This is a genomic window from Escherichia sp. MOD1-EC6021 (assembly GCF_002965245.1).
GTDB lineage: Bacteria > Pseudomonadota > Gammaproteobacteria > Enterobacterales > Enterobacteriaceae > Escherichia > Escherichia coli_F.
Genome location: NZ_PTRU01000003.1, coordinates 1 through 25527 on the forward strand (window position 1 = coordinate 1; position 25527 = coordinate 25527).

Below are 25527 nucleotides of genomic sequence, written 5' to 3' on the forward strand. Positions count from 1 at the left end.
TAATTATAGGTGTAATTATTTAAGAGTTAATAAATAATATGCTTTTATTTGTGTAATCGGGAACAAGCCTATTTGAAATGAGCGATTTTTGATAGTAAATAAACTGTATTCAGGAAGACTGCAGCAATTAATTGTTTATCTGATGGAGGCAGCATGATGTTATCAGTTAATCATCGACAGTCATCTTTTGAAATTGATGAAAAGCGCGCAGAGCAATTGCTTCTTGCTGACAATGACCATACTTTTTATATGAGTAAATGGGAGCGGCTTTTTGATGTGCTGCGATTCATTTTGGGTTTCGAAACGAAAAAAGATTTTTTAAGTAGAATGTATAATGATATCCATTCTCGCTATGGATTGTTTTTATCACCTTACCTTACCGATGAAAAAAAAGAATATAATAAAGAACGTAATGAGTTTTTGACCCTGAAAAATTTTTGTCCTCCGCACATGCATGAGCTTTTTAAGTGCAAGATAGAATTTTCAGACAGTGTGATGACAACAACTTATTTTATTGGAGATAAACCAGTCAGAACTCGACAACTAATTATTTTGCAGGATCCCAATGGGCGCTTTGATTTTTCGAGGCTCAATTTTGAAGATACTGAATTCGGTGAATCAAATTTTTCTAACGTTAATTTTAATGATGCTAATATGAAGAGAGCAACACTCATGGATTGCAAATTGAGCGGTGCTAGTTTTGTAAGGACAGATCTAACAGAAGCCAAGGGTTGTGCAGATTTTTCAGGATGTTATATGGAGTATGCCATATTGAATGGCGCACAGTTTGAAAATAGTTCATTCAAGAATGCCACTTTATTTTCCTGTGATGTTGCTGGTACGAATATGTCGGGGGTAAATTTTGAATACGCAACTATAGAGAGAGGTGACTTTAGTACTTGTATTTTAAAAAATATAGTGTTGCGTGAAGCGAAAATAATAAAAATGCATACGGGATCTATGCGGAAATTTTTCTTTGACGATACTCCTCCATTACAAGATTTAATCAGGGTTGATATATGTAAAGCAAAAGAACATATCCAGAAAATTTATCAAATCTTTGAAGATATCTCTGAAGATTCAATGCCTGAAATAAAAAAAATCCTCGCCAACGAACTGAGTGCAAAAAATTGTATCTATGACCTTGCAAAATTAAAAAAGGATGTATCAGAAATTAATTGCTTAGCAAAATACTATACGTCTAACAGACCACCAGAGGGATTAAATGATATATTGCAAAATGATGATATAAATATATTTGATAACTTTATTTTGTCATTAATTACAGTTGATTGCTGTATCTCTTCTTCTTTTTTGTTTAATCTTAGTGAAGAGAGGATTAATTATTATTTAGATCGCTTTACAGAACAACCTACATTAATGTTATCATTTAGTACTGCATATGTAATGATGACTGACCTGGCACTAAAAAGTAAAAATAATATATTGGCAGAAAAAGCATATAATATTTATAAAACATATTTACAACATAAGGATGTTAAACCTTATACTGAAGGAAATGATTATCCAGACTTCTCGGAATGGCGTAAACAACAAGATCATGATGATGCTTGGTACGTATTGTTTTCAGCACAGCAAAATAATCGTGCAATGCGTCTTTCATCTAATGCCTTAAATAAAATGTTGGATACCACTATTAAAAATAAGGACTGGGACCATTTTTATCTATATGCAGCACCAGAACAAGTGTGCTCGCTTGCAGATATTAATCTTAATACCGTATTGATGACCGAATTCCCAGTGTTTTCCTACCCATGGAAACGGTCACAACATAATATTTTATTAAAAAATTATCTCAAAATCCTTCAGCTTGGTGATCTATACGAACCATTTGTCACTGCATCACAAAGTTGTTGTTCTCAAACCAAAATGGATGGTATTGATGAACAAATAAAATTAAATGAAATTTTTGCGCCTCTTATGAAACTCATAGATAATTACTCATTGCAGGCGCAATCTATAGAAGGTGCGGGTTACGAAATGTTAAGTAAAAATAAAAAGATAAAACAAAAAAAGAATGTTAGCGAACTATTGAAGTATAAGTCTTGTTTAAATATTAAGGGAAACCATTATAAAGATTTAATGAAGGCTTGCAGAATGGAAAATGCAAATAAAACGGAACAAGCAATGCTTCTGATAAGTTTTGCTGTCGTGTTCGCAAGATATTCTTCAGCTTCAAGTTTAGGAACGGAATACAATTCTCCGCAAATCCTCAGAATTTACTCTGCTGCTCTTTTACTAAAAGCATATGAACTGGAAAACTCGATTGTTGAATCTGAAGCTCTGGATAACTGGTTAACGGTACTACTGGGATTAGGTTCTGGTTTAAATTGCACGGCCATTTTATCAAAAAATATAGCAGATTATACTCGTTCTCATCATATTGATAAATATTTAGATTCGGTGGCTCCCAAAGCATGGGGATTATAACATTATTAGAATAGTCATGGCACAAGAAACATCAAGAAGCAAAACTAAATTCCAGAAAGTGGAAAGATAAATGAGCTGCTAACAATGGGGTTGTGCCAAAAAAAGGTGACTATGGCCTTCTATAATTTAAAACGCCATAGTCACAGTCGTATTTTTCTGCCCCCGGCACAGGCGCTTAACCTAGTGCCTGTAATGCCTTTTCCAGTGCGTTATGCAGCAACTGGCGGTCATGACGATAAGGAATATCGCTGGCCTCCAGTACTTCCTGAATCACAATTCTGTTGTTAACTGCGGATACATCAGCTTTCGGTCCAACAACTACCGCATCAATCACTTTTTTACCAACATACTGCTCCATAATCGCCAGCTTATTTTCCAGCTTGAGATTTGCAGCAGGCAGGCTTAATTCTCGCCCCAAATTACCGATATACACCATCGGGGCAGGCGTTCGGCGTAATGCCTGAGCCATTTCCTTGAGCAGCAGAATGGGCATAAGACTAGTATAAAAACTCCCTGGCCCAATAATGATCAGATCCGCCTCATTAATCGCCAGCACCGCTTCACGTGTGGCAGGTACGTTGGGGGTTAAGAGTAGCTCCTGTATCGGCGCGGTGAGCTGGTCAATATTGACCTCGCCGTAAACTTCATGCCCCTGATCGTCAATCGCCATTAAATCAACAGGATGCTCCGACATCGGAATCAAATGTGCGTCCACTTTCAACAGATTGCGAATCAGATTAATCGCTTCAAGAGGCCGCACGCTAAGGTGATCCAGTGCCTTCAACATCAGGTTTCCAAGGTTGTGCCCGGAAAGTTCGCCATTACCGCCGAAACGATATTCAAACATTGCGGAAGCGACGCTGGGTTCCGTTATCAACTGGTTAAGGCAATTGCGCATATCGCCCCAGGCAATTCCACCTTCTGAGCGGCGAATACGCCCCGTTGAACCACCGTTATCCGTGGTGGTCACGATACCCGTTAAACGAGAACCCAAAGACGAAAGTGATGAGAGAACGCGTCCCAGTCCATGCCCTCCGCCGAGAGCAACGACACGATCAAGGTCAGCCAACGTACGATTGCGCATTATAGTTTCCTGGAGTCAGATTTTCCGCGCTACAGTAGCGCAAATTGCGGGGAAACAGCAATTAACCTGCCAATATTGAGGATACAAACTATTTTCTTCTACCTCTAAAGGACGATGTACGCTATGCATCCGTGATGATGTATATCAAAGTAAAAACGCTATTTTCCCTTATTCTGTAGCGAAATAGCACGATCATGACGCTATATATATGATTACATAGCGAAAGTGTGGATGGTAAAAATCCTGTTTACACGCTAGTATCGGCTTAACCACTAAACACTCTAGCCTCTGCACCTGGGTCAACTGATACGGTGCTTTGGCCGTGACAATGCTTACAAAGATTGCCACCAGGGCGAAGGAAGAAATGACTTCGCCTCCCGTATCTGGAAAGGTGTACATGGCTTCACAACTGACTGATGCATTTGCGCGTAAGTTTTACTACTTGCGCCTGTCGATTACCGATGTGTGCAATTTCCGTTGCACCTACTGCCTGCCGGATGGCTACAAACCGAGCGGCGTCACCAATAAAGGCTTTCTGACCGTCGATGAAATTCGCCGGGTTACGCGCGCCTTCGCCAGTCTGGGCACCGAAAAAGTCCGTCTGACGGGCGGAGAGCCGTCTTTGCGTCGTGACTTTACCGATATCATCGCCGCTGTGCGAGAAAACGACGCTATTCGCCAGATAGCGGTCACCACCAATGGTTACCGTCTGGAACGCGACGTGGCGAACTGGCGTGATGCTGGTCTTACTGGTATCAACGTTAGTGTCGATAGCCTCGACGCTCGCCAGTTTCAGGCTATTACCGGACAGGATAAATTCAACCAGGTCATGGCAGGGATCGATGCTGCATTTGAGGCCGGTTTTGAGAAGGTCAAAGTCAATACCGTGCTGATGCGTGATGTTAATCATCATCAGCTCGACACCTTTCTGAACTGGATCCAGCATCGCCCCATCCAGCTGCGTTTCATCGAACTGATGGAAACGGGCGAGGGCAGCGAGCTCTTCCGTAAGCATCACATCTCTGGTCAGGTTCTGCGTGACGAGTTACTGCGTCGCGGCTGGATCCACCAATTACGTCAACGCAGCGACGGTCCCGCGCAAGTCTTTTGTCATCCGGATTACGCCGGAGAGATTGGCCTTATCATGCCGTATGAAAAAGACTTCTGCGCCACTTGCAACCGCCTGCGCGTCTCCTCCATTGGTAAACTCCATCTCTGCCTGTTCGGTGAAGGCGGCGTTAACCTGCGCGATCTGCTGGAAGACGATACCCAGCAACAGGCGCTGGAAGCGCGTATTTCAGCGGCGCTGCGGGAGAAGAAACAGACCCATTTCCTGCATCAAAACAACACCGGTATTACGCAAAACTTATCGTACATTGGCGGCTAAAACGTCAAAAGGAGAGATCAGATGAGTCAGGTAAGCACTGAATTTATCCCGACCCGTATTGCTATTCTTACGGTTTCTAATCGTCGCGGTGAAGAAGACGATACCTCCGGTCACTATCTGCGCGACTCGGCGCAGGACGCGGGCCATCACGTTGTCGATAAAGCCATTGTGAAAGAAAACCGCTATGCCATTCGCGCTCAGGTATCTGCGTGGATCGCCAGCGACGATGTACAAGTGGTGTTGATTACGGGTGGTACTGGTCTGACCGAAGGCGATCAGGCACCTGAAGCACTGCTGCCGCTGTTCGACCGTGAAGTTGAAGGTTTTGGTGAAGTGTTCCGTATGTTGTCGTTCGAAGAGATTGGCACCTCAACGTTGCAATCTCGTGCGGTAGCGGGTGTCGCTAACAAAACGCTGATTTTCGCCATGCCCGGTTCAACCAAAGCGTGCCGTACCGCCTGGGAAAATATCATTGCACCGCAGCTGGATGCCCGTACGCGTCCGTGTAATTTCCATCCACATTTGAAGAAATAAGTATGTCGCAACTGACCCATATCAACGCCGCTGGCGAAGCGCACATGGTGGATGTCTCCGCCAAAGCAGAAACCGTGCGTGAAGCGCGCGCCGAAGCCTTTGTCACCATGCGCAGCGAGACGCTGGCGATGATCATTGATGGTCGCCACCACAAAGGCGACGTATTTGCCACTGCGCGTATCGCCGGTATTCAGGCGGCAAAACGCACATGGGATCTGATCCCGCTGTGCCACCCGCTGATGCTCAGCAAAGTTGAAGTCAATTTGCAGGCCGAGCCGGAGCACAATCGGGTACGTATAGAAACCTTATGCCGCCTGACTGGGAAAACCGGCGTTGAAATGGAAGCGTTAACCGCGGCCTCCGTGGCGGCGCTGACCATTTATGACATGTGTAAAGCGGTGCAAAAAGATATGGTGATTGGTCCGGTACGTTTGCTGGCGAAGAGCGGCGGCAAGTCAGGTGACTTTAAGGTGGAAGCGGATGATTAAAGTTCTTTTTTTCGCCCAGGTGCGCGAGTTGGTGGGAACAGATGCAAGCGAAGTGGCTGCGGATTTCCCAACCGTTGAAGCGTTACGCCAGCATCTGGCTGCGCAGAGCGATCGCTGGGCGCTGGCGCTGGAAGATGGCAAATTGCTGGCTGCCGTCAACCAGACGCTGGTGAGTTTTGACCATCCGCTGACTGACGGCGACGAAGTGGCTTTCTTCCCGCCGGTAACCGGAGGTTAAGATGGCAGAAACCAAAATTGTTGTCGGCCCGCAGCCGTTCAGCGTAGGAGAAGAGTATCCGTGGCTGGCTGAGCGTGACGAAGACGGTGCGGTAGTCACCTTTACCGGTAAGGTGCGCAACCATAACCTGGGCGACAGCGTCAAAGCATTAACCCTCGAACACTATCCGGGGATGACTGAAAAAGCACTGGCAGAAATTGTCGATGAAGCGCGTAACCGCTGGCCGCTGGGGCGCGTCACTGTGATTCACCGCATCGGGGAATTATGGCCGGGCGATGAAATCGTTTTTGTCGGTGTCACCAGTGCGCATCGCAGCAGTGCGTTTGAAGCCGGGCAGTTTATTATGGACTATCTCAAAACCCGCGCACCGTTCTGGAAGCGCGAAGCCACGCCGGAAGGCGACCGCTGGGTTGAAGCCCGGGAGAGCGATCAGCAGGCAGCAAAACGCTGGTAGTTTTTTATTAGCCGGATAAGGCAACGCTGCGTCCGGCAATTTTACCACTCAGTACATGCGTTTACGCTGTGTCGATGCACAGCCTCATCATTTGCAGTATCCTTAAGATATTCCTTATATCTTCAGGAGATCGTCATGGACAGATTCCCACGTTCTGATTCAATCGTACAACCCCGGGCTGGCTTGCAAACTTATATGGCGCAAGTCTATGGCTGGATGACCGTTGGCTTGTTGCTGACCGCATTTGTTGCCTGGTATGCGGCTAATTCCGCGGCCGTGATGGAGCTGTTGTTTACTAACCGTGTCTTTTTAATCGGTCTGATCATCGCGCAATTAGCATTGGTTATTGTGTTATCAGCGATGATTCAAAAGCTGAGCGCAGGTGTAACGACGATGCTCTTTATGCTTTATTCGGCGCTGACGGGCCTTACGCTTTCCAGTATTTTCATTGTCTATACCGCTGCTTCTATCGCCAGTACTTTCGTCGTTACTGCCGGGATGTTCGGCGCAATGAGTCTGTACGGTTACACCACGAAGCGCGATCTAAGCGGCTTTGGCAATATGCTGTTTATGGCGTTAATCGGCATTGTGCTGGCATCGCTGGTTAACTTCTGGCTGAAAAGCGAAGCGTTGATGTGGGCGGTTACCTACATCGGCGTGATTGTCTTTGTCGGATTGACGGCGTATGACACGCAGAAACTGAAAAATATGGGTGAGCAGATTGATACCCGCGACACGTCAAACCTGCGCAAATATTCCATTCTTGGCGCGTTAACCTTATATCTGGACTTCATCAACCTGTTCCTGATGTTGTTGAGGATCTTCGGCAACCGCCGTTAATTCTTTTTCACCATCAATATCCCGGCCATGTGTCGGGATTTTTTTCGGATTTTATAAAGACTATTCCGCTCATTTACATGAGAACTGAATCGCCGCAAATGCCAGACTATGTCCACTACGCAATTTCAGGGGCAGATAACGCAATTGAACAGACGATCCACTGCTACTCAATTACAGCAAAAAAGCGCTTCGCTCAGCAAAATGCTGTTCCTAATTTGGTGGTTAACAGCTGCTGGAGTATGGGCTACGGCAGGCTGTGCCTGGATATTTCAGCGCTTGCATTGGGTTGCTTCACTAGAATCTCCAGGCGCGTTTGTCTTCGCTTTATCTGCGCTGATAATAATTGGTTTCTGGTTAAACGATGCCCTGAAAAGGCTCGAGGCATCAGGCGCATGTCTGGTCTATCTGCTAATAATCCTGCTTAATGGCTTTCTCTTCTCCAGACTTTTTACCTTTTCGAGCATAGCGAGGGTAATGGGAATTACGGGAGGGATGTTTGCCGCTATGGCGCTAATATGCTGTTGTATTAATAGGGTTATCCCACCAGTTAGACAGTTATGTTTATATATCTTCTGTGGTTTGAGTATTGCTTTTGTTGTTAACCTGATTCTTACCAGCAGTTTTTCCGTATGGTTAGCGAGTATTTTGACTGTCGTTATCTGGGGCGTTACGGCTGCCTGTGAAGCAACAACACTGGAAGATTTGATCCGTGTTGCCGACAACTCTGAATTTTCAGGTGTTCTTCGCTGTATTGTTGTAGGGGCAATAACACTCTATTTCAGTATCCTAAGCGTCCTTTTTAGACTTGCTGTAACGGTTCTTGACTTTATTAATGGTTTAGTGTGGTAGCGTGAATTGATGAGTTTTTTTGCGTTAATTGCAATAGATATTGATATTCAACTTAAGGATATAAAAATAATGAAATCGTACTCATCAAAAAACATAACTAATGATTTTCAGTACGAGGCCAGGATATTAAATGCCATATGGCTCATTACCGCTGTCGGTTTGGCGGCAACCGCAGGACTGGCTTGGATAGCTAATTATCTCGAAATTACGGCAACCAAATATGATTCACCACCAATGTATGTTGTCATAGGATTATTATTACTTTGTATGTATGGCTTAAGTAAAGATATCAACAAGATAAATGCCGCCATCGCAGGCGTAATGTATCTGTTTTTAATCTCTTTGGTGGCGATTGTCGTTGCTATTTTAGCTCCTGTATCTGCCATTATCCTTGTGTTCAGCACTGCGGGCGCGATGTTTTTAATCAGTATGCTGGCCGGTTTATTATTTAATGTTGATCCTGGTTCTCATCGTTTTATCATTATGATGACGTTGACAGGGTTGGCCCTGGTGATCATCGTGAATGCCGCATTAATGAGTGAACGGCCCATTTGGGTAATAAGTTGCTTAATGATTGTTTTATGGTCAGGCATTATCTCGCATGGACGAAATAAGCTCCTTGAACTGGCAGGAAAATGCCATAGCGAAGAGTTGTGGAGTCCGGTTCGTTGCGCTTTTACAGGTGCATTAACACTCTATTACTATTTTATCGGCTTCTTTGGGATACTTGCAGCAATAGCGATAACACTTGTCTGGCAAAGGCATACGCGGTTTCATATTTAACGCACTTTCGACTTACGTTTAGAAATGTAGTATCTGAAATACAATAGTGGAGAATATCATGCAGTTAGTTTGTACCATCGATAATAAATATATGGATAAATTTATGGCTATACTGCTTTCAGGAGTGTTACATTCCTTGAAAGAAGGCACGATAACTATAGATGAATCTGAACTACTAGTTTTCAGACCTTTTATTTCCAGGCTTTTACACAAAAATGATTGTGATAAAGAGCTAATAGAGATAATTGATCTTGGTTGTGATCTTGAAAATATTGAATCATTAGTTCCTGAGTATCTTGATGATGCTATAAAAAACTTAATAATCAAAACAAGTGATTTTACATATGCAATAAAATATAATTATCCCGTAGGTAATAAAATGGAACATGCAGTATCTTTTATGTTTAGAAATTGAAAAGGTTTATAAAATGTTCAAAGATAAGACTCTGGCAGCAGATATCAGCGCATTAATGCTCAATATTGGTTCTCAATTAGATGCATCAGTATTATATGTTCAGCAAGCTTGCGATGAATCTGAGCTTAATATTTATCGTTCCGCCGTCGGGGAAATTATGGGGCGCATGTTAATCGATATCATGAACCCCATCTATAAACAGCATCCCGAACTTAAACCAAAAGAACTTAACTAAACTTCAGATTACCGCTTCATTTTTCGCTCGTAGCTTCTTCGCCTGGCTTTCCAGCAACAGGTAACAGATCAGCGCCAGCAGCAGCGGGATAAAGTAATACAGCACACGGTAAGCGAGCAGGGCGGCGATAATTGTGCCTTTGGAGGTATGCTCCCCAGCCAGTAGCGCGATAAACACCGCTTCCAGTACACCAATTCCCGCCGGAATATGCACAATTACCCCGGCAATACTGCTTACCAGTAATACGCCCAGTACAAAGAAATAGTTCACGTTTTGACCTAGCAACAGCCAGATAATCGCTCCCATTACCATCCAGTTAACGCTGGAAATCAGCATCTGGGCGAGGGCGAATTTCCATGAAGGCAGCACCAGCTTTTGCCCTTTGATGGTCATATGGCGGTGCTTCGCGAAAGCGCAAAACCACAAATAAACCGCGATAATCAGCAGTAAGCCAATGCCGAGAATACGCAGCGTAGTTTGATCGACATACCAGTGGTCCGGCAGCTCCACCACGCCTGCGGTAAAGATAATCCCGGCCAGCAAAATATAGCCCAGCCAGTTGGTGGTAATACTGAGCGAGAAAATCCGCGTAATAGTGCTGCCCGGTAACCCTAGCCGGGAGTACAAACGATAGCGCATACCTATGCCGCCGACCCAGGTACTGAGCGTCAGGTTGAAGGCGTAGCAGATAAACGACACCAGCATCACCTGGCGCTTCGCCAGTTTGTGACCGCAGTAGAAACGGGCGAGCAGGTCGTAGCAGCCATATATCAGATAGCTGACGACCACCAGCCCAATCGCACTGAGCAACGCAACGCGATTGTAATCGCGGATGACCTTCCAGACCTCTTCCCAGTCTACCTTTTTGGCGTAGATCACCAGCAACACAATCACTGCGATAAAAAATAGCCAGGTGAGGATCTTCTTTGCTAAGCGCCAGCGTGGGTGTGATTTACTCATCAGGGTTTTACCCCCGTGTTTTCAGTTTCTACCCGATCCTGCGTTTCCATTGTCGGCTGAGCGGGCGGGTCAACCTGCGCCAGACGTGGCGTGTGTGCCGGAAGCCAGCCAACCAGCGCCGGGAAGTGGCGTAAAAAGTGGAACGCCAGCACGCTTTTCGTCAGGTTCCACCAGGTGCGTTTCGGCAGCATGGATTCATCCACTTGTTGACAGTCGGCGGCGATGATGCCGTTCAGATTATCGCGTAGCGTCTGGTTAAAATTACGATCGTGAATGATGACGTTTGCTTCGAGATTTAGCGACAAACTGAGCGGATCGAGATTACTGGACCCTACCGTCGCCCAGTGATCGTCCATCAATGCCACTTTACCGTGGAGCGGGCGGCGGCGGTACTCAAATACCTGAACGCCGCCTTTAACCAGATAGTTGTACAGTAAACGCGCGCCGACTCTGACAATGGGCATATCCGGTTCGCCCTGAATGATCAGTTTGATCCGCACCCCGCGCCGTGCCGCTTTACGTAAGGCGTGCAAAAATCGATAGCCGGGGAAGAAGTAGGCGTTGGCGATAATCACTTCCCGGCGCGCCTGAGTGAGCATTTTCAGATAGTGACGTTCGATATCATCGCGATGTTCTTCGTTATCGCGCCAAACCAATAATACCTGCGCTTCTCCCGGCTGGCGGTTTTCTTCCGCTTTGTGATGACGTCGCCACCAGCGTCGTGCTGCGCTGTGTCCTGGCAGGTTTTCCAGTTCAAACTGGAGAATATCTTCGACAATCGGCCCTTCAAGGCGCACTGCGTAATCCTGTTTAGCCTCTGGACCGTAGCTGGACATATGCTCGGCGGAGTAATTCAGCCCACCAATAAAGGCGATACGTGCGTCGATCACCACAATTTTGCGATGCATCCGGCGAAACACATTGGTGCGCATACCAAAAAGGCGAGGGCGGGGATCGTAGTAGCGGAACACCACGCCAGCTGCCGTCAGTTCATTGACAAAATCATCGCTGAGATCCGGCGAACCGTAGCCATCCAGCAAGACTTCCGCTTTTACCCCGCGTTGCGCTGCTGCCAGTAGTACCGCATGCAGCTGTTTGCCGACGTCATCCTCAAACCAGATAAACGTTTCAAGAATGATGCGTTCTTGCGCCTCGCCAATCGCCTTAAACACCGCGGGATAATATTGCTCGCCGTTTTCCAGCAACTGGATCTTATTGCCTTCACGCCAGCTACATTTCATAAATGAATCTCCGCACTTAAAGGGGCATGATCAGAAAGGTGTCGCCATGTCCGCAGCGGCAACGCGGTTGGCGCGCTGGCGCTGGCATTTTTGACGTAGATCCTGTCCAGTCGTAGTAGAGGAAATTGCACCGGAAACGTGCGCGCCGGGCGTCCGTGGGCGCGGGTAAATATCTCATCCAGTCCGGCCTGCACTTTTAACGGATGATTAGCTTTTTGCCGCCAGTCGTTGAAATCACCCGCCACCAATACTGGTTCGCCGTCCGGCAGCTCATTGACCCATTCGGCGAGCATCGCAAGCTGCGCCTGACGGTGCGCCTCACGCAGGCCCAGATGTACGCACATCACATGAATCGCTTTCCCGGTCATCGGCGGCACAATGCGGCAGTAGAGCACGCCGCGCTTTTCCGCACCATCGACCGAAACATCGCGATTCTCATAATGTTCAATGGGATAACGTGAAAGAACCGCGTTGCCGTGATGCCCTTCCGGGTATACGGCATTGCGACCGTAGGCGAAATCGCTCCACATGGTGTCGGCGAGAAACTCGTAGTGCGAGGTATCGGGCCAGTTTTCCACATGCAGCGGATGAACTTCGTGCGCACCCATCACTTCTTGCAGGCAAACAATATCGGCACTGACGGTACGCACGGCGTCGCGAAGTTCCGGCAAAATGAAGCGTCGGTTAAACGCGGTAAAGCCTTTGTGAATATTGATGGTGAGCACCTTGAACGAAAATTGTTGTGTTTGATCGGGCATAATTTTCCTGTCTTTGCCTCTTATCTCATTGAAATAGTGTAGTCGGCGTCACAAAAAGGTGCGGTCTTACGGAATTTTCCGTAAAGTTCGGTACTCTGAGTAAGTAGAGATAAATTCTTCAGGAGAGAAGCCATGAAGTGGCAACAACGTGTTCGTGTCGCAACGGGTCTAAGTTGCTGGCAGATTATGTTGCATTTACTGGTAGTGGCGCTGCTGGTGGTGGGCTGGATGAGTAAGACTCTGGTTCACGTTGGCGTAGGATTATGCGCACTGTATTGTGTCACGGTAGTGATGATGCTGGTGTTTCAGCGCCACCCCGAGCAACGCTGGCGTGAGGTGGCAGATGTGCTGGAAGAACTGACCACAACCTGGTATTTTGGCGCAGCGCTGATTGTGCTGTGGCTGTTGTCCCGCGTACTGGAAAACAACTTTTTGCTGGCAATTGCAGGGCTGGCAATCCTTGCTGGCCCGGCGGTAGTGTCTTTGCTGGCGAAAGATAAGAAGTTACATCACCTTGCGTCTAAACATCGCGTACGCCGCTGACCCTGTCGTGGCCGTTATCACCAGTAGCGGCCACAAACTATTCCACACAATATCCAGACTCGCATCCTTCAAATAAATCTGCTTGGTAATGTCCGTAAAGTGGCGAATAGGGTTAATCCACGTCAGGTTTTGCAGCCACACTGGCATGTTCTCCACTGGCGAAACGTAACCGGAAAGGAGAATGGCGGGCATCATAAAGACAAACACGCCGATAAACGCCTGCTGTTGCGTTGAACAGAGTGACGAAATCAACAGACCGAATCCCACCAGCGATAAACCGTAAATCACCATCGTAAAGTAGAATAGCGCCAGCGATCCGGCGAAGGGGATTTGATACGCCCAGATACCAATCGCCAGCACAATGGTTGCCTGAAACGTGGCGACAATTAACGCAGGTACGGCTTTGCCGATAAATATCTGCCAGGTGGTGAGGGGAGAAACCAGTAACTGATCGAGCGTACCCTGTTCACGTTCGCGGGCGACGGAAAGTGACGTGACGATCATTACGCCGATAGTGGTGATCATGGCGATAAGCGACGGCACCACAAACCATTTGTAGTCGAGATTCGGGTTATACCAGTTGCGTACCACCAGCTCGCTGTTGTTGGGTTTCGGTTTTCCTTCCAGCAGCTCCTGCTGATAATTTTTGACGATCTGTTGCAGGTAGTTGGCGGCAATTTGCGCACTGTTGGAGTTGCGTCCGTCGAGGATCAACTGCAATGGCGCGGTCTGGAAGGTATCCAATTTGCGTGAGAAATCAGCCGGGAAACGCACCAGGAGTAATGCCTTTTGTGTGTCGATGGTTGGGCGGATCTCCTGTGGGCTTTTCAGCAGCAGCACGTGGGTAAAGGCGCTGGCGCGGGCAAAACGTTGAGTAAGTTCTACCGAATGTTCGCCGTTATCTTCATCGTAGATGGCGATGGTGGCGTTAGTCACTTCCAGCGTGGCGGCGAACGGGAAAAGAATCACCTGAATCAGCACGGGTAAAATCAGAATCGCGCGGGTTTGTGGTTCACGCAGCAACGACTGCAACTCTTTGCGGATTAACGTCCATAAGCGATGAAACATGCTCTTCTCCCTAATCCAGCCGACGTTTGGTTTTCAGCCACGTCAGGCCGATAAACATCACCGCCGAAGCGATCAAAAACAGCACGTTCACCACCAGCACCACCGGAATATTCCCGGCGAGGAACAGGCTTTGCAGGGTGCTGACGAAATAACGTGCGGGAATAATGTACGTCACCGCGCGGATCACCGCGGGCATACTGTCGATCTGAAAAATAAAGCCGGAAAGCATAATCGACGGCAGAAAAGCGGCGTTCAGGGCAACTTGTGCGGCGTTGAACTGGTTGCGGGTAATTGTGGAAATCAGCAGTCCCATTCCCAGAGTACTGAGCAAAAACAGGCTGGAGATAAAAAACAGAATCAGCAGCGACCCGCGATACGGCACGCCGAGAATAAACACTGACACCAGCATACACAGCAACATCGCCAGCATCCCAAGGAAGTAATAAGGGATCAGCTTACACAGCAACAGTTCCGTACGGGTTATCTCCGTAGAGAGTAACGCCTCCATGGTGCCGCGTTCCCATTCTCGCGCCACCACCAGCGAGGTGAGAATCGCGCCGATAACCGTCATGATGATGGTTACCGCACCGGGGATAATAAAGTGCTGGCTAATCGCCGCCGGGTTAAACCAGTAGCGAGTCTGGACGTCGATAAGCGGTTCAAAAGTCTGCCCGTTGTCCTCTGCCCGCTGCATTTGCCAGATCTGCCAGATCCCTTCGACATAACCTTGCACAAAGTTAGCGGTATTTGGCTCACTGCCGTCGGTGATCACCTGAATCGGCGCGGTAGCGTTGGCGCGCTCCATCTGTTCGGCGAAATCCACCGGAATCACCACCAGGCCACGAATTTTTCCCGCCTGCATTTTGGCGATCAATTCCTGACGGTTATCGCTGATGGTGGCGTCGATGTAGGGCGAACCGGTCATGGTATGGGTGAAATCCAGCGCCGCTTCGCTACGCTGTTCCAGCAAAATCCCGACCCGCAGCTTGCTGGAGTCGAGGTTAATGCCGTAGCCAAATATAAACAGCAGCAACAGTGGGATCACCACTGCAATCAGCCAGCTACTCGGATCGCGAACGATCTGCCGCGTCTCTTTGACGCACAGCGCCCGCACGCGACGCCAGGACAGGATCGGATTACTCATGGCTATGCTCCTTATCCCAGTCGTGGATCAACTGAATAAAGGCCTGCTCCATTGTGGGATCGGGTTGCTCGTCGTTGGCCGACTGCGCTTTCAAATCATCTGGCGTGCCGCTGGCGATTAATTTCCCACGATACACCAGGCCGATGCGGTCACAATATTCTGCTTCATCCATAAAGTGGGTGGTGACCATTACCGTGACGCCTTTCTCTACCATGCTGTTGATATGCAGCCAAAATTCGCGGCGGGTGAGGGGATCAACGCCGGAAGTCGGTTCGTCGAGAAACAGAATGTCCGGTTCATGCATCAGCGAACAAGCCAGCGCCAGCCGCTGTTTAAAACCTAATGGCAGTTCATCGGTCGCGTGGGAGGCGATACTTTTCAGGCCGAACGCCTCACTCATACGGGCGATTTTTTCGTTCTGCGCCCGCCCGCGTAAGCCATACACGCCGGAGAAAAAGCGTAAATTCTGTTCGACCGTCAGGTTGCCATAGAGCGAAAACTTTTGCGCCATATAGCCGAGATGCTGGCGCGCTTTGCCAGAACTCTCTTTCAGATCCATCCCCAGCACCAGCGCCTGGCCAGAGGTCGGTACCAACAAGCCGCACATCATCTTAAAGGTGGTCGATTTCCCTGCGCCGTTTGGCCCGAGCAAACCAAAGATTTCACCGCGTTTGACGGCAAAGTTGACGTGATCGGTGGCGGCAAAATCGCCAAACTTTTTGGTCAGCTCTTTCGCTTCGATCACCGTCTCGCCAGGTGTACCTTCCACCGTATGCAATATTGCGCCCAGCGGTGATTCCGAGGTTCCAGCTCCGCCCAGCAAATCAATAAACGCATCTTCAAAGCGGGGCGTGGTTTGGCTGATGTCGATTTCTGGCATCCCGTCGGCGTGGCGAATATCGTCTGGTGTGGTCTCTTTTTTGAGGATCAGTCGTACCGATTTCCCCTGAATCATGCCGTCGCTGACCTGCGGCAGTTTCAAGGCGCGTTGCAACAGTTTGCGGTTGCCCTCGTGCGGGCTGGTCATCAGAAAGCTGCGTCCGGCCATGGTTTGTGTCAGGGCCGTCGGTTCTCCCTGGTACAACAATTCACCTTCGTTCATCAGTAACACGTCACGGCACTGCTCGGCTTCGTCGAGATACGAGGTACTCCAGAGAATTAACATTCCTTCGCCTGCCAGCTCATGCACCATCTGCCACAATTCGCGGCGTGAGATAGGGTCAACGCCGACGCCGGGTTCATCGAGCAGCAACACTTTCGGTTCGCCCACCAGGGTACAGGCCAGGCCGAGTTTTTGCTTCATCCCGCCGGAAAGCTTGCCCGCGAGGCGTCCGGTAAACGGGCCAAGAGATGTAAACTCCAGCAGGCGAGCAAAAGTCTGCTTCCGCGCTTCACCGGTGACGCTGCGCAAATCCGCGTACAGATTGAGGTTCTCCATCACCGTGAGATCTTCATACAGGCCGAATTTCTGCGGCATATAGCCGAGAACGGCGTGCAGCGCGCCGTCGTTTTTGATCGGATCAAAGCCAATTACCGTGGCGCTGCCGCTGTCGGGTTTAAGTAATCCCGCCAGCATGCGCATCAGCGTGGTTTTGCCTGCGCCATCCGGCCCCACCAGCCCCGTTACATAACCAGCATGAATGGTACAGTCGAGCGGCGCGACGGCGGGCTTGTCCATGCCCGGAAAGCGTTTTTCCAGACCGTTCAGCGTAATAACGGCATCATTCATGTCCTGCCTCGTTACCGAATTGCACCGTCACTGGCATTCCCTGGCGTAAGGCATCATCGGCGTCGGTCACCACAATACGCAGGCGATAGACGAGGTCGGTACGCAGATCCGGCGTTTCGACAGTTTTCGGGGTAAATTCAGCAGTTGGCGAAACGAAACCAATCTGCCCGTGATACGGCTTGTCCGGGCGACCATCGGTATAAAGTAGCACTTTGCGCCCCGGCTGGGCCTGGTCGAGATTACGTTCATCAACATAAGCGCGCACCCACACCGGACGTGTCAGTGAGACGGTAAAGACTGTGCCACCTTCATTGAGCACCGTGCCAGGCTCTACCGCGCGGGTTAACAGCGTGCCATCAGACGGTGCTATCAATGTTGAGTCCTGTAAATTCAGCTCCGCCTGCGCCAGTTGCGCCTGTGCCTGTTCGAGGCTGGCTTTCGCCTGGGCGATGTCCTGTTCACGATTACCGGAGCGATACTGACGCAATTTATCCTGTGCTGATTTCAGCGTTGCCTGCGCCTGGTCGCGCGAGGAGCGGGCATTTTCCAGGTCGTTTGCCGAAATAGTGCGACTTTTCCACAACCCTTGCTGGCGGTTGTAGAAGTTCTGCGCATAGTCATATGCGGCCTGCGCCTGTTTTACGGCGGCGGCGGCCTGAGCGATTTCTTCATCGCGATACCCGGCAAGCATCAGGTCATACTGCGCCTGTGCCACCGAAACACCCGCTTTTGCCTGCATCAGGGCAATTTCATACGGCTTATGATCCAGTTCACCCAGCACCTGGCCCGCTTTAATCGCATCACCTTCGTCTACGGCCAGCGATTCAACGCGACCACCGACACGGAAGCTAAGATTCACGGTGCGAATATCCACGTTGCCATACAGCGTCAGGCCGTTATCCTGGCGGCTTTGATACCACCAGTAGCCTCCGGCAACCACGGCGGCAAGTACCACTACCGCCAGTCCGATCACGACAGGTTTTTTCATCACTACAAACTCCTTTGCGATAATCCTTGCAAAATCAGGTCGATATGACAGGTTACCGTCTGGTTAATCAGTTCGGTCTTTTCTTCATCGAACGCGGTCCAGCCGGTACGTAACAAAATAGTTTCTTTGCCAAGACGAAACGCCAGAATCTCACCAATCAACGCATGGGTATGGAGGATCATGCGGGTGTCGTTGGCGTCGCAGCCGGTCCAGGCGGCAATCAGGCGTGTAAGGTGGCTGTGTAGCGGGCTAATCACCTGTTCATGCACCAGGTGGTAGGCTGCCGTAGGAGAGAGTTGCTCACGGGAGATAAACTTGCTGAGGTTGACGGTGTCATCCTGGGTGAGCAGCTTAATCATGTTCCTGCAGGCACGAAGGATCAGTTCACGAATAGCTGCGCGATCAGGCTGTGGTTGCGCGAACAAACGTTCGGCTTCTTCAGCGTGCGGACGGAACTGCTCGCCAATGAAATCGGCAATCCATTGGGCGCAGGCGAGATATAAATCTTCTTTCGAACCGAAGTAATAGGTGATGGCAGCGATATTCTGCCCGGCCTGGGCGGCTATCTCGCGGGTGGTGGCGTTCATTCCATATTCGCCAAACTGCGCCAGTGCGGCAGCAATCAGCTGTTTTTTAGCCTGTTCACCCTTGATTGTCATGGCAGGATTATTCATCGCACAGTCCATTCTTAATCAAATGATTGATTAAGATTATGTCTCCATCCTGGAGTTGTCCAGTATGGCTAAGAATTTTAGCTACGCCAGTCACAGGGATAATTTATGCGCTGCGTCACAAAAACTGCTACACTCCGCTCCCTCATGACATTGTGGTTTTTGTCATTTTCCTTTTCAGTATCTCCCTGAAAACTACACCGGTAACGGTCGGGGCGGTTCGGAGTAGTTATGTCTTTCGATTCTTTGGGTTTAAGCCCTGATATCCTGCGCGCCGTTGCCGAGCAGGGTTACCGTGAACCCACCCCTATTCAGCAGCAGGCGATCCCTGCGGTGCTGGAAGGCCGCGACCTGATGGCCAGTGCCCAGACCGGTACCGGCAAAACAGCGGGCTTTACGCTGCCGCTGTTGCAACACCTGATCACTCGCCAGCCGCACGCCAAAGGGCGTCGTCCGGTCCGTGCGCTCATTCTTACCCCAACCCGTGAACTGGCTGCACAGATTGGCGAAAACGTCCGTGATTACAGCAAATACCTGAATATTCGTTCGCTGGTGGTGTTTGGCGGCGTCAGCATCAACCCGCAGATGATGAAGCTGCGCGGTGGCGTTGATGTGCTGGTGGCAACGCCGGGGCGTTTGCTGGACCTGGAACATCAGAATGCAGTGAAGCTGGATCAGGTTGAAATTCTCGTCCTCGATGAAGCTGACCGCATGCTCGACATGGGCTTTATCCACGATATCCGTCGTGTGTTGACTAAGCTGCCAGCGAAGCGCCAGAACCTGTTGTTCTCCGCCACTTTCTCAGACGATATTAAAAACCTGGCGGAAAAACTGCTGCACAACCCGCTGGAAATCGAAGTGGCACGCCGCAATACCGCGTCTGATCAGGTGACCCAGCATGTTCACTTTGTTGATAAAAAACGCAAACGCGAATTGCTGTCGCACATGATTGGGAAAGGGAACTGGCAGCAGGTGCTGGTGTTTACCCGTACCAAACACGGCGCTAACCATCTGGCGGAACAGCTCAATAAAGATGGCATCCGTAGTGCGGCGATCCACGGTAATAAATCGCAAGGTGCGCGTACCCGTGCGCTGGCTGATTTTAAATCGGGCGATATTCGTGTACTGGTGGCAACTGACATCGCTGCGCGCGGTCTGGATATCGAAGAGTTGCCGCACGTCGTCAACTATGAACTGCCAAACGTACCGGAAGATTACGTCCACCGTATCGGGCGTACCGGTCGTGCAGCGGCAACTGGTGAAGCGTTATCGCTGGTGTGTGTGGATGAACACAAACTTCTGCGTGATATCGAAAAACTGCTGAAAAAAGAGATTCCACGCATTGCGATTCCGGGTTATGAGCCGGACCCGTCAATCAAAGCCGAACCGATCCAGAACGGTCGCCAGCAACGTGGCGGCGGCGGTCGTGGGCAAGGTGGTGGTCGCGGTCAACAGCAACCACGCCGTGGAGAAGGTGGCTCAAAATCTGCAAGCGCAAAACCTGCAGAAAAACCATCTCGTCGTCTCGGCGATGCCAAACCGGCAGGCGAGCAACAACGCCGTCGCCGTCCGCGTAAACCTGCCGCTGCGCAGTAATACCATGTAAGGGCAAAAGAGTATCACAGGCTTTTGCCCATTATTCAGGTAACACGGTCAGACATGCATGACATGTCTGATTTTATTGTTTTAATAAATTTGCTTTATGATCTATCTAGTGTATTTAAAATGGCAATGAAATTATTTCTTCTTGCAATTTCACTTATTGTTAATAACATTGGTTGATATTCATAAACAAATTTTGGGAAAGTCTGGAATAAACATGCTATTGCATAAAGTGTTTGTTCATCATCTGGAAAATTATTATGAGATATGTGATTTAGTATTAGCTTGATTCTGTCCCTGATTTTATTATTTTCATTGTCTATAGTGTATCCGACTATCTCCCTAAGCAAAATAAAGTGTGCAGTCGTTTCATTACCGTATATCTTTAGCATTTCCAATAAACTATCAAAAATCGCTCATTTCTGCTTATTGATAGAAAGATTGATCGCCAGTCTGTTTAGAGCGGTGCAGCAGCAAACTTTCATAACCAGGTTATCCTGAGTTTACTGTGCGAAAAGTTAAAAAATGAGCGATTTCTGTAAGATTCCCTATTTTGCCAGGCTTATGATCCGCAGATCATTCATGTGCAAAGGAGCGGTGTATGGATTGTTCAAAATGCAATGGTTATGCGACGATGTTATTAAATATGGTGCAGGGTTCTGACCCGGTTAATTTACTGGAATTACATGGTTTCCTTGAACACTTCGCATATTATGTTTCATTTGGCAAATTTAATGCTGGCCACCAGCGCTATAATGCATTTAAAAAATTCGTCAGTGAGATTTCGGAGATCAGCGCAAATGATATCAATATGACGATTAAAACCGGGCAATCCAGACATGAAAATGTGATCTCTATAAATATGAATAATGCAATTCATCGTGATGAGAAAGGGATCACCGTCAGAATAGATAATATTAATGGAAAGAAAAATAACTCTAATTCATCAGATGTTTTTATTCCTTATGTAAATACATTTTCTGACCTCAAAAATAAAATACTCAGGATGAAAATTGAACTGACTGAAGGTAGTGGTTTTTCTAAAAGTCTTTTTGACAGTCAGATTGAGACGCATATTCTGAGGGATATTAATTCGCTTAACGTTGGTGAGAAATTGAATGATGATAATCTTGCATATCATTCTATATTCACTAACGAATTCTCTGTTATTATTCCGCCATCCTATTATGATGCGACTTCTGCAGTAAACGCTAATAATATTGTGAGAGAAAAACTATATGAAAGTGATAGTAAAGTTAAAGATATCGTCGATGATATGTCTAATCATGACGTGGAGAGCGAAAAAGATATATTTGTAATCGGGGGGATGATAGAAAAACTAGAGTCTCTGGCAGACGAATCTTTCAATGATAATACTGATAACATAAAAACAGTAAAAGATTTGCTAACGCAATTAACTGATGGCATGGAACTCTTCACGCTGCGGGACATGGTAGCATTCCCATCGTCCATAATAGCAAAACTATTAAAATCCCCACTTAATAGCGATCATGAACTTGTTATGCGCGTACTGGATACGTATCTGTGCTACTTCAGAAATAAAAATCTGAGTAACGATGCGGAAATAATAAACTTTTTCTATGCTCTCTTTTTAAAGAGACCAGAGTTGATGGTTTCTGAAAATTATAGATTTATTCAATTTGTTGATTTGCTTTTTGAAAACAGAAGTGTTGAAGAGAAAAACTTAGCATTTGACCTTTATCACAATTATCAGGTATTACCTGAAATAAAACAATTCGTTACTGCAGAAATAAAATTGAATTTCAATGAGCAGCAAGGATTGTTAGATAAAAATAATAAATGTTATATCCTGTTATCATCCGATAACTCCGGGCGAGTAATGCGTTTATCGCACCAGGCGTTAATCTCAATGCTCGAGCCAAATGTTCAGAAAAAGACCATCTGGAATAGTTACTCTATTTATCCATCTTTGCAGGATACCCATGAAGTTGTCAGAGATGATCCAGAAACGATTTGTACGTGTGCATTTCCTTTATTTGCAAAAGGATGGGAATATGCGCAGAAAAATAAGAAACACCAATTGATTCTCAATGCTCTTGGATTGAAAGGTTATATTCGTGATGTATTTATGTCAGCAATAATGCGAAAAACAGACTTTGTGCCAGAATCGGATAATCAATCGACAGAATTTAAATCATTATTTTCCTCTTTGATGACCGATTCAGACCAATGGCAACAGCATACTTTGAAAGAAAAACATTACACTAATCTATTAACGATGCTGGATCTCAAAGAGGCCAGTGAAAGTGATAAATCTAAAATATTTTTCTGTCTGTCCGCCGTATTTGCAAATATTTCTCATAGTAATGTCTTTTACGGTATTCCTGATGCGTCAAAAATTTTAAAACGTTATGCATTTGCTTTATTGGCTAAAGCTCACTCTTTAGATGAAAATATGATAAGCAGTCAAACTTTTAATACATACAAAGCGGTATTGCTTGATTTCAATAATCTGTCTAATGAAGAGGCCAACCAGCTGCGTATAAGTTCGTTATATCGTGATATGGTCCGCTACGCACAATATCGTTTTTCTAAAGTTTTATCCGAGTGGACGCCAGACGCATGGCTGTAAAGATCCCAACAGGATAATGGCATTGATGGCCCTGGCTCAGGCCAGGGCGGGCAATACCGGTTCCTGCGAAGCGATGACGGCGGCAAGTGTAACCACGAAATGAGGTATCACTTGCTGTTTTCTGCCCTGAAGACTGGCGCTCACCGTGCCGTCGAACTTTCAATCAAATATATTGTGTGAGGGCGTGTTTGCGAGCCGCTTTCCAGAAACAGAAAAACCATTACCGCTGAAAACCGAAAAATGCCACAATATTGGCTGTTTATACAGTATTTCAGGTTTTCTCATGGCATTAACCGCCGCGCTTAAAGCGCAAATTGCCGCCTGGTATAAGGCGCTTCAGGAACAGATCCCCGACTTTATTCCCCGTGCGCCGCAGCGGCAGATGATTGCGGACGTCGCCAAAACGCTGGCCGGAGAAGAAGGGCGGCATCTGGCGATTGAAGCACCCACCGGCGTTGGGAAAACGCTCTCCTATTTGATTCCCGGCATCGCCATTGCCCGCGAAGAGCAAAAAACGTTGGTGGTGAGTACCGCCAACGTGGCATTGCAGGATCAGATCTACAGCAAAGATTTGCCACTGCTGAAAAAGATCATTCCCGATCTTAAATTCACTGCCGCTTTTGGGCGTGGGCGCTACGTTTGCCCGCGTAATCTGACGGCGCTCGCCAGCACTGAACCCACGCAACAGGATCTGCTGGCGTTTCTTGACGACGAGCTGACACCGAACAATCAGGAAGAGCAAAAACGTTGTGCGAAGCTTAAGGGCGATCTCGATACTTATAAATGGGATGGTCTGCGCGATCATACGGATATCGCTATAGATGACGATCTCTGGCGTCGCTTGAGTACCGACAAAGCCAGCTGCCTCAACCGCAACTGTTACTACTATCGTGAATGCCCGTTTTTTGTTGCTCGTCGGGAGATTCAGGAAGCGGAAGTGGTGGTGGCAAACCATGCGCTGGTGATGGCGGCGATGGAAAGCGAAGCCGTATTGCCTGACCCGAAAAATTTACTGCTGGTGCTGGACGAAGGTCATCACCTGCCGGATGTGGCAAGGGATGCGCTCGAGATGAGCGCCGAAATTACCGCGCCCTGGTATCGGCTACAGCTGGACTTGTTCACCAAACTGGTCGCTACCTGCATGGAGCAGTTTCGCCCGAAGACCATCCCACCGCTGGCGATCCCCGAGCGTTTGAATGCGCATTGTGAAGAGTTGTATGAGCTTATCGCCTCGTTAAACAACATTCTCAATCTCTACATGCCTGCCGGGCAGGAGGCAGAACACCGTTTTGCGATGGGCGAACTACCTGATGAAGTGCTGGAGATCTGCCAGCGGCTGGCAAAACTCACCGAGATGCTGCGGGGTCTGGCGGAGTTATTTCTTAACGATTTAAGCGAGAAAACCGGCAGTCACGACATTGTGCGTCTGCATCGGTTGATTTTGCAGATGAACCGTGCGTTGGGGATGTTCGAGGCGCAAAGCAAACTCTGGCGGCTGGCTTCTCTGGCGCAATCTTCCGGTGCACCCGTCACTAAATGGGCGACGCGGGAAGAGCGCGACGGGCAGCTACATCTGTGGTTTCACTGTGTGGGTATTCGTGTTAGCGACCAACTGGAAAGGCTGTTGTGGCGCAGTATTCCGCACATTATTGTTACCTCCGCAACCTTGCGTTCGCTGAACAGTTTTTCGCGTTTGCAGGAGATGAGCGGGCTGAAAGAGAAAGCGGGCGACCGTTTTGTGGCGCTGGATTCCCCCTTCAACCATTGCGAACAGGGCAAAATTGTTATTCCCCGGATGCGCTTTGAGCCTTCCATCGACAACGAAGAGCAGCATATTGCCGAAATGGCGGCCTTTTTCCGTGAGCAGGTGGAGAGCAAAAAACATCTCGGTATGTTGGTACTGTTTGCCAGCGGACGGGCGATGCAGCGCTTTCTCGACTATGTGACGGATTTACGCCTGATGTTGCTGGTGCAGGGCGATCAGCCGCGTTATCGCTTAGTTGAACTGCACCGCAAACGCGTTGCCAACGGTGAGCGTAGTGTGCTGGTGGGCTTACAGTCCTTTGCCGAAGGGCTTGATTTGAAAGGTGATCTGCTCAGCCAGGTGCATATCCACAAAATCGCTTTTCCGCCCATCGACAGCCCGGTGGTGATCACCGAAGGGGAATGGCTGAAAAGCCTCAACCGCTATCCGTTTGAGGTGCAAAGCCTGCCGAGCGCCTCGTTTAACCTGATTCAGCAGGTTGGGCGACTGATTCGAAGCCACGGTTGCTGGGGCGAAGTGGTGATTTACGATAAACGCTTGCTCACCAAAAACTACGGCAAGCGGCTACTGGATGCATTACCGGTATTTCCGATAGAGCAACCGGAAGTCCCTGAAGGTATAGTTAAAAAGAAAGAAAAAACGAAATCCCCACGCCGTCGGCGGCGTTAATGATGTGAGTCAGGTAA

Annotated in this window: 24 protein-coding genes and 1 riboswitch; of the genes, 15 read left to right on the plus strand and 9 right to left on the minus strand. The window is 48.1% G+C overall.

Annotated elements, in window-relative coordinates; genetic code table 11:
- Window positions 1-153: 153 nt before the first annotated feature.
- A complete protein-coding gene (locus BEB54_RS04370) occupies window positions 154-2451 on the plus strand; it encodes a pentapeptide repeat-containing protein (protein WP_105277037.1) in 2298 nt (765 codons plus the stop codon).
- A gap of 175 nt (window positions 2452-2626) precedes the next feature.
- Here BEB54_RS04370 and yvcK read toward each other — a convergent pair whose 3' ends face one another.
- Complete coding sequence (gene yvcK, locus BEB54_RS04375; protein WP_001246025.1) at window positions 2627-3535, minus strand: uridine diphosphate-N-acetylglucosamine-binding protein YvcK; 909 nt, start codon at window positions 3533-3535, stop codon at window positions 2627-2629.
- Window positions 3536-3800: 265 nt separating this feature from the next.
- A riboswitch (molybdenum cofactor riboswitch) is annotated at window positions 3801-3945 on the plus strand.
- Here yvcK and moaA point away from each other — a divergent pair.
- The 10 genes from moaA to BEB54_RS04425 all read left to right on the plus strand — a co-directional run bounded on the left by moaA (window position 3933) and on the right by BEB54_RS04425 (window position 9758).
- The gene (moaA, locus tag BEB54_RS04380; RefSeq protein WP_002432387.1) at window positions 3933-4922 is read left to right on the plus strand and encodes a GTP 3',8-cyclase MoaA; all 990 of its coding nucleotides are present in this window, start codon (window positions 3933-3935) and stop codon (window positions 4920-4922) included. It overlaps the preceding riboswitch by 13 nt.
- Before the next feature lie 21 nt (window positions 4923-4943).
- The gene (moaB, locus tag BEB54_RS04385; protein WP_032183780.1) at window positions 4944-5456 is read left to right on the plus strand and encodes a molybdenum cofactor biosynthesis protein B; all 513 of its coding nucleotides are present in this window, start codon (window positions 4944-4946) and stop codon (window positions 5454-5456) included.
- A gap of 2 nt (window positions 5457-5458) precedes the next feature.
- The gene (moaC, locus tag BEB54_RS04390; RefSeq protein WP_000080885.1) at window positions 5459-5944 is read left to right on the plus strand and encodes a cyclic pyranopterin monophosphate synthase MoaC; all 486 of its coding nucleotides are present in this window, start codon (window positions 5459-5461) and stop codon (window positions 5942-5944) included.
- On the plus strand, window positions 5937-6182 hold the full coding sequence (gene moaD, locus BEB54_RS04395) for a molybdopterin synthase sulfur carrier subunit (RefSeq protein ID WP_000598604.1): 246 nt from the start codon (window positions 5937-5939) through the stop codon (window positions 6180-6182). The genes moaC and moaD overlap by 8 nt, the downstream gene beginning before the upstream one ends.
- A 1-nt stretch (window position 6183) precedes the next feature.
- Window positions 6184-6636: a molybdopterin synthase catalytic subunit MoaE gene (moaE, locus tag BEB54_RS04400; protein WP_000852287.1), complete on the plus strand. Its 453-nt coding sequence runs from the start codon at window positions 6184-6186 to the stop codon at window positions 6634-6636.
- A gap of 135 nt (window positions 6637-6771) precedes the next feature.
- On the plus strand, window positions 6772-7476 hold the full coding sequence (locus BEB54_RS04405; protein WP_000373624.1) for a Bax inhibitor-1/YccA family protein: 705 nt from the start codon (window positions 6772-6774) through the stop codon (window positions 7474-7476).
- A 108-nt stretch (window positions 7477-7584) separates the two neighbouring features.
- Window positions 7585-8325 (plus strand): Bax inhibitor-1 family protein, encoded by a 741-nt coding sequence (locus tag BEB54_RS04410; protein ID WP_236474640.1) that lies wholly within the window; start codon window positions 7585-7587, stop codon window positions 8323-8325.
- Window positions 8326-8394: 69 nt separating this feature from the next.
- Window positions 8395-9108, plus strand: a complete 714-nt coding sequence (locus tag BEB54_RS04415; protein ID WP_105277134.1) for a Bax inhibitor-1/YccA family protein — start codon at window positions 8395-8397, stop codon at window positions 9106-9108.
- A 58-nt stretch (window positions 9109-9166) separates the two neighbouring features.
- A complete protein-coding gene (locus BEB54_RS04420) occupies window positions 9167-9523 on the plus strand; it encodes a DUF3969 family protein (protein ID WP_105277038.1) in 357 nt (118 codons plus the stop codon).
- A gap of 13 nt (window positions 9524-9536) precedes the next feature.
- On the plus strand, window positions 9537-9758 hold the full coding sequence (locus BEB54_RS04425; protein WP_000471748.1) for a hypothetical protein: 222 nt from the start codon (window positions 9537-9539) through the stop codon (window positions 9756-9758).
- A 3-nt stretch (window positions 9759-9761) separates the two neighbouring features.
- Here BEB54_RS04425 and BEB54_RS04430 read toward each other — a convergent pair whose 3' ends face one another.
- From BEB54_RS04430 to BEB54_RS04440, 3 genes are read right to left on the minus strand one after another with little or no spacing between them, the layout of a single operon-like run.
- Window positions 9762-10718, minus strand: a complete 957-nt coding sequence (locus tag BEB54_RS04430; RefSeq protein ID WP_105277039.1) for a lysylphosphatidylglycerol synthase domain-containing protein — start codon at window positions 10716-10718, stop codon at window positions 9762-9764.
- A complete protein-coding gene (clsB, locus tag BEB54_RS04435) occupies window positions 10718-11959 on the minus strand; it encodes a cardiolipin synthase ClsB (protein ID WP_105277040.1) in 1242 nt (413 codons plus the stop codon). The genes BEB54_RS04430 and clsB overlap by 1 nt, the downstream gene beginning before the upstream one ends.
- A complete protein-coding gene (locus BEB54_RS04440) occupies window positions 11956-12717 on the minus strand; it encodes an endonuclease/exonuclease/phosphatase family protein (protein ID WP_001113348.1) in 762 nt (253 codons plus the stop codon). Before BEB54_RS04440 ends, clsB begins: the two co-directional genes overlap by 4 nt.
- 132 nt (window positions 12718-12849) lie before the next feature.
- Here BEB54_RS04440 and BEB54_RS04445 point away from each other — a divergent pair, with 132 nt between their 5' ends.
- Window positions 12850-13260: a YbhQ family protein gene (locus BEB54_RS04445; RefSeq protein WP_000871981.1), complete on the plus strand. Its 411-nt coding sequence runs from the start codon at window positions 12850-12852 to the stop codon at window positions 13258-13260.
- Here BEB54_RS04445 and BEB54_RS04450 read toward each other — a convergent pair.
- Genes BEB54_RS04450 through cecR form a run of 5 tightly spaced genes read right to left on the minus strand, consistent with a single transcriptional unit; the run spans window position 13222 to window position 18863 of the window.
- Window positions 13222-14328 (minus strand): ABC transporter permease, encoded by a 1107-nt coding sequence (locus BEB54_RS04450; protein WP_000469031.1) that lies wholly within the window; start codon window positions 14326-14328, stop codon window positions 13222-13224. The two genes, BEB54_RS04445 and BEB54_RS04450, sit on opposite strands and share 39 nt — an antisense overlap.
- 10 nt (window positions 14329-14338) lie before the next feature.
- Window positions 14339-15472 (minus strand): ABC transporter permease, encoded by a 1134-nt coding sequence (locus tag BEB54_RS04455; RefSeq protein ID WP_000070131.1) that lies wholly within the window; start codon window positions 15470-15472, stop codon window positions 14339-14341.
- Complete coding sequence (locus BEB54_RS04460; RefSeq protein ID WP_105277041.1) at window positions 15465-17201, minus strand: ATP-binding cassette domain-containing protein; 1737 nt, start codon at window positions 17199-17201, stop codon at window positions 15465-15467. Before BEB54_RS04460 ends, BEB54_RS04455 begins: the two co-directional genes overlap by 8 nt.
- Complete coding sequence (gene hlyD, locus BEB54_RS04465) at window positions 17194-18189, minus strand: secretion protein HlyD (protein ID WP_001296990.1); 996 nt, start codon at window positions 18187-18189, stop codon at window positions 17194-17196. The genes BEB54_RS04460 and hlyD overlap by 8 nt, the downstream gene beginning before the upstream one ends.
- A 2-nt stretch (window positions 18190-18191) precedes the next feature.
- Complete coding sequence (gene cecR, locus BEB54_RS04470; RefSeq protein ID WP_001296991.1) at window positions 18192-18863, minus strand: DNA-binding transcriptional regulator CecR; 672 nt, start codon at window positions 18861-18863, stop codon at window positions 18192-18194.
- Window positions 18864-19091: 228 nt separating this feature from the next.
- Between cecR and rhlE the strand changes: the two genes are divergently transcribed.
- The 3 genes from rhlE (at window position 19092) to dinG (ending at window position 25510) form a co-directional block, all read left to right on the plus strand.
- The gene (gene rhlE / locus BEB54_RS04475) at window positions 19092-20456 is read left to right on the plus strand and encodes an ATP-dependent RNA helicase RhlE (RefSeq protein WP_000007133.1); all 1365 of its coding nucleotides are present in this window, start codon (window positions 19092-19094) and stop codon (window positions 20454-20456) included.
- A 607-nt stretch (window positions 20457-21063) separates the two neighbouring features.
- Window positions 21064-23076, plus strand: a complete 2013-nt coding sequence (locus BEB54_RS04480; RefSeq protein WP_105277042.1) for a type III effector — start codon at window positions 21064-21066, stop codon at window positions 23074-23076.
- 283 nt (window positions 23077-23359) lie between these two features.
- Window positions 23360-25510, plus strand: coding sequence for an ATP-dependent DNA helicase DinG (dinG, locus tag BEB54_RS04490; RefSeq protein WP_032183796.1), 2151 nt, complete (start codon window positions 23360-23362; stop codon window positions 25508-25510).
- Window positions 25511-25527: the final 17 nt, after the last annotated feature.

Bases quoted from the DNA above. Each gene is read 5' to 3' on its own strand.
- BEB54_RS04370 (WP_105277037.1), top strand. From the start codon at position 154: ATGATGTTATCAGTTAATCATCGACAGTCATCTTTTGAAATTGATGAA.
- yvcK (WP_001246025.1), bottom strand. From the start codon at position 3,535: ATGCGCAATCGTACGTTGGCTGACCTTGATCGTGTCGTTGCTCTCGGC.
- moaA (WP_002432387.1), top strand. From the start codon at position 3,933: ATGGCTTCACAACTGACTGATGCATTTGCGCGTAAGTTTTACTACTTG.
- moaB (WP_032183780.1), top strand. From the start codon at position 4,944: ATGAGTCAGGTAAGCACTGAATTTATCCCGACCCGTATTGCTATTCTT.
- moaC (WP_000080885.1), top strand. From the start codon at position 5,459: ATGTCGCAACTGACCCATATCAACGCCGCTGGCGAAGCGCACATGGTG.
- moaD (WP_000598604.1), top strand. From the start codon at position 5,937: ATGATTAAAGTTCTTTTTTTCGCCCAGGTGCGCGAGTTGGTGGGAACA.
- moaE (WP_000852287.1), top strand. From the start codon at position 6,184: ATGGCAGAAACCAAAATTGTTGTCGGCCCGCAGCCGTTCAGCGTAGGA.
- BEB54_RS04405 (WP_000373624.1), top strand. From the start codon at position 6,772: ATGGACAGATTCCCACGTTCTGATTCAATCGTACAACCCCGGGCTGGC.
- BEB54_RS04410 (WP_236474640.1), top strand. From the start codon at position 7,585: ATGTCCACTACGCAATTTCAGGGGCAGATAACGCAATTGAACAGACGA.
- BEB54_RS04415 (WP_105277134.1), top strand. From the start codon at position 8,395: ATGAAATCGTACTCATCAAAAAACATAACTAATGATTTTCAGTACGAG.
- BEB54_RS04420 (WP_105277038.1), top strand. From the start codon at position 9,167: ATGCAGTTAGTTTGTACCATCGATAATAAATATATGGATAAATTTATG.
- BEB54_RS04425 (WP_000471748.1), top strand. From the start codon at position 9,537: ATGTTCAAAGATAAGACTCTGGCAGCAGATATCAGCGCATTAATGCTC.
- BEB54_RS04430 (WP_105277039.1), bottom strand. From the start codon at position 10,718: ATGAGTAAATCACACCCACGCTGGCGCTTAGCAAAGAAGATCCTCACC.
- clsB (WP_105277040.1), bottom strand. From the start codon at position 11,959: ATGAAATGTAGCTGGCGTGAAGGCAATAAGATCCAGTTGCTGGAAAAC.
- BEB54_RS04440 (WP_001113348.1), bottom strand. From the start codon at position 12,717: ATGCCCGATCAAACACAACAATTTTCGTTCAAGGTGCTCACCATCAAT.
- BEB54_RS04445 (WP_000871981.1), top strand. From the start codon at position 12,850: ATGAAGTGGCAACAACGTGTTCGTGTCGCAACGGGTCTAAGTTGCTGG.
- BEB54_RS04450 (WP_000469031.1), bottom strand. From the start codon at position 14,328: ATGTTTCATCGCTTATGGACGTTAATCCGCAAAGAGTTGCAGTCGTTG.
- BEB54_RS04455 (WP_000070131.1), bottom strand. From the start codon at position 15,472: ATGAGTAATCCGATCCTGTCCTGGCGTCGCGTGCGGGCGCTGTGCGTC.
- BEB54_RS04460 (WP_105277041.1), bottom strand. From the start codon at position 17,201: ATGAATGATGCCGTTATTACGCTGAACGGTCTGGAAAAACGCTTTCCG.
- hlyD (WP_001296990.1), bottom strand. From the start codon at position 18,189: ATGAAAAAACCTGTCGTGATCGGACTGGCGGTAGTGGTACTTGCCGCC.
- cecR (WP_001296991.1), bottom strand. From the start codon at position 18,863: ATGAATAATCCTGCCATGACAATCAAGGGTGAACAGGCTAAAAAACAG.
- rhlE (WP_000007133.1), top strand. From the start codon at position 19,092: ATGTCTTTCGATTCTTTGGGTTTAAGCCCTGATATCCTGCGCGCCGTT.
- BEB54_RS04480 (WP_105277042.1), top strand. From the start codon at position 21,064: ATGGATTGTTCAAAATGCAATGGTTATGCGACGATGTTATTAAATATG.
- dinG (WP_032183796.1), top strand. From the start codon at position 23,360: ATGGCATTAACCGCCGCGCTTAAAGCGCAAATTGCCGCCTGGTATAAG.